General features: G+C 34.4%; 4 protein-coding genes. All 4 read right to left on the bottom strand.

Annotated elements, in window-relative coordinates; genetic code table 11:
* Nucleotides 1–128: 128 nt before the first annotated feature.
* The gene (locus H4J66_RS01355) at nucleotides 129–617 is read right to left on the bottom strand and encodes a hypothetical protein (protein ID WP_182169568.1); all 489 of its coding nucleotides are present in this window, start codon (nucleotides 615–617) and stop codon (nucleotides 129–131) included.
* Nucleotides 618–1,199: 582 nt separating this feature from the next.
* Entirely contained in the window at nucleotides 1,200–1,667 is a 468-nt protein-coding gene (locus H4J66_RS01350; RefSeq protein ID WP_182169565.1) for a nuclear transport factor 2 family protein, read from the bottom strand.
* Between the two features lie 556 nt (nucleotides 1,668–2,223).
* On the bottom strand, nucleotides 2,224–2,529 hold the full coding sequence (locus H4J66_RS01345) for a hypothetical protein (RefSeq protein ID WP_182169563.1): 306 nt from the start codon (nucleotides 2,527–2,529) through the stop codon (nucleotides 2,224–2,226).
* 122 nt (nucleotides 2,530–2,651) lie between these two features.
* Nucleotides 2,652–3,155: a DNA topology modulation protein FlaR gene (locus H4J66_RS01340; RefSeq protein WP_182169561.1), complete on the bottom strand. Its 504-nt coding sequence runs from the start codon at nucleotides 3,153–3,155 to the stop codon at nucleotides 2,652–2,654.
* Nucleotides 3,156–3,300: the final 145 nt, after the last annotated feature.

Raw genomic sequence — 3,300 nt, 5'->3', positions numbered from 1 at the left:
ATCGCTATCATTGCCTGTGTTAGAAAAATGATTGTGATCTTAAATTCGATGGTGAGAGATGGTGTCTATTGGGACCCAAAAATGAATCAATAATTAAGAATTGACACCATAGTCACTTGTTATATTTTTTAATAGCTACCACAAGGTAACAAGTTTTTTACTCGTGTTTGTTCATCAAATAGCCACGATTCAATTATTTGACAGTTTTCCCGAATAAGTTTAATTGTATCTTCATCTAATAGAAGTGGGATTCTTGTCATGAAAGGCCAGACCCATTTTACTTCATCCGCTTCGGTTACAGTAAAGTTTACACCGTAAGCTTTTGAACTGGAGTGTGCAACCACTTGATTTCTTAATGTCTTTATAACTAAATTATGAGCATTTTTTTGTAAAGAGTTAAATTGCTTTATAAACCCAGATCTTAAATTTCCAGTATCATTATCGCTAAAAGGTCTACTATACGAAATAATGACAGACTCTTGAAATGCACGATTTATATTACCATTCAGGTCAGATTTAATAGCTTCATCAATCAAGTCTTTCGTATACCTAATATCCACTAAAGGCATCATGATTCGTTGAAAGTGTATGACTTCAGTTTTTTGCCGACGATCCATTACACCCTCCTTAAAATATAACGCCCCACTAAGAGGCAAATAATAGTTGGTTATAATAGAGAGCGAAGCGAACAAAACCAACTGTTATTTGTCCTGCTTGAGTGGCTTGTTAGGTTTCGAGCACGCCAATGTTAGAGCTATTATTCCCAAAGGCCAATTGAACCAACCAAACATAACTAGAAAAGGGCTATCATCCCAACTTGCTAAATCAAATAGACTACTAGAAGGAACCATAATTGATAGTTCAAATGCCGCTGTAACAATTACAGACACTATAAATACAATAACAAGCAAAAAAGACGGATCGTATTTAAGATATACTTGTTTATTAATGAACAAAGCTGCATTTATTCCAGCAAATGTACAAACAAGCCATATAACTTCCAATGTCACTATTAAAGTCCACCCGTCTTGTTGGTAAATTACCCACCCAAGATATGAAACTAAAACAGCTAAAAATATAAATACTCGATGTTGCAAATTAGAAACCTAACGCTTTGCTAAGCGGCTAAGTACAATTTGCTAAAATGCGCGGAGCGCGAGCAAACTGTACGTGTCCGTTTGAGCAACTTGTTATGTGAATTATTTACCATACCTGCGAATAACAGATACCTTGCCATTTTCTAACTCGATAACATCTAATACAACTTTGCTATAGCTAAATTCTGAACCGTCTGAGCGTAAACCTTTAGCAGAAAAGCTATGCTTAAATGCAATTGAATTATATCCAACAATATACTCTATTAATTTTGAATCATAACCAGTATGAACTCCCAAATATCGAGTCATCCCTTTACGCATCATTTCTTTCCCGTCAGGTTCTCTAGAGTCATCGGGAGCATTAGGGAAATGTTGATTACCTACATCATCAGTTAAGAATGATAAGTAATGCTCTAAATCTTCTTTAGAAGCATTAGGTTGTTGAGTTTTTACCTTTGCTTCATAGTATTCTTGAAAAAATTTATCGTAATCAACTATATTTTCATTGGCTAATACATTTGTTGAAAGACAAGTAATTAAAACAGCTACGATTGATATAAATTTATTCATTTGTGCTCCTTAGTATGAGATTCACATAACGCCCTATTAAGCGGCGCGAAATTGTTGGCTAAAATTGCGAGGAACGAAGCTAGCCAACTGTTTAGCGTCCGTCTTGAATAGCTTGTTATATGTGGCTTACATGGCAAACACTTAAGTTACCAAGAACAATAAAAGGTTAAAGCGTGGAATGAGTAGATTTAAAAAACCTTTCGCCACTTTGCTCCTAACCGTGAATTTGAGCCGTTTACTAAAAAGCCAATTAAGCAAAAACCTAAACAGACTTTGTAAAACCTAAAGGGAATTGAGCGATATGCACTAAATCCATTTAGGCGAAAACTGTGTAACCAAAAATACAAACTGATTTTATGCCACTAAAGTTACCATAAAAAAGAACGGAAACAAGCACAAAACTAATAAATTAAATGCCCAAGTTACAAAAATAATTTTATGAATAGTGGCGACATATAACGCCTAATTAACAGGCAAAAAATTGTTGGCTAAAATAAGTGAACGGAGTGAACAAAAAGCCAACTGTTTTTTGTCCTTGTTTAATTTCTTGTTAGGTTTACTTATAAACCGCTAGTACAACTTTTTCACTTTTATCTAACTCGATAACACATTGATTAGTGACAAAATTAAGCTTGCTACTAAACACAATAATTGCCCCGTTTTCATTGATAGTATTTTTATAGATAGACAGGTTTGCTGTTTCTAATTGCCTAATTACACTTGATTTATTTACACCAACAGAGAAATTACCGCAAAGATAGAAAATTTCATCTTTAGCTATTTTCCAAAAGATGGCACCTGTAATGATGAATACTAATACAACCAAAAGGCTGATAAGTATTTTTTTATTTTTCGATTTCATACTGATGCTTCCAGATATTCCTGTAAACCTAACGCCGTTTTAAGCGGCAAATTGCAGTTGGCTAAAATAAGTGAGGCACGAACAAAAAGCCAACTGTAATTTGTCCGACTTGAAAACCCTTGTTAGGCATTAATTTTATGCCGTAGCTCGTTGTAATTTTTACAAAATATTATTTTATTTTTATGCTCTGCGGTAAAGTCTAGAATACGAACCATATTGTCATTATCGAATTTTTGATTCCACCAATACATCTCTATGAAAGAGGATAATGATTCTTTACGGAATTGACCTAAAATGAATTTCCGCTTAAGAAAGCGTTTAAATATACGCCATTGTCTAAGTAAAACAGGTGGATTTAAAATAACAATAAGGTCAGCATCACGAAAAGAATCTGCCAGCCATTTATAATAAACACCTTCGACGATCCAATTTTCTTGGGACAATACTTGGTTTAATTTTTCTGCTCTAGACTCTTCACTAGATCGAATGTAAGCGTTTTTATTTTGCTCCCAAAAGACTCTATCAAGATCGTAAGCATTCAACTTTGTTAATTCTTGGAGTTTAGTCGAGCTAAATGTTTTACCACTACCTGGACCACCAATGATGTGAATTTTACGATACTGCAAGAGTTGACTCCGTTGATGCCTAACGCCACATTAAGCGGCAAAAAATTGTTGGCTAAAATGTTGAACGAAGTGAAAACAGCCAACTGTTTTTTGTCCGTTTGAATGCCTTGTTATGCGATTTTTACATTACCACAAACCGCACAAT

The organism is Colwellia sp. MB3u-55 (assembly GCF_014076785.1).
Lineage (GTDB): Bacteria > Pseudomonadota > Gammaproteobacteria > Enterobacterales > Alteromonadaceae > Colwellia_A.
Note: the sequence above shows the minus strand (reverse complement) of the source record. Positions and strands in the feature narration are given on the sequence as shown.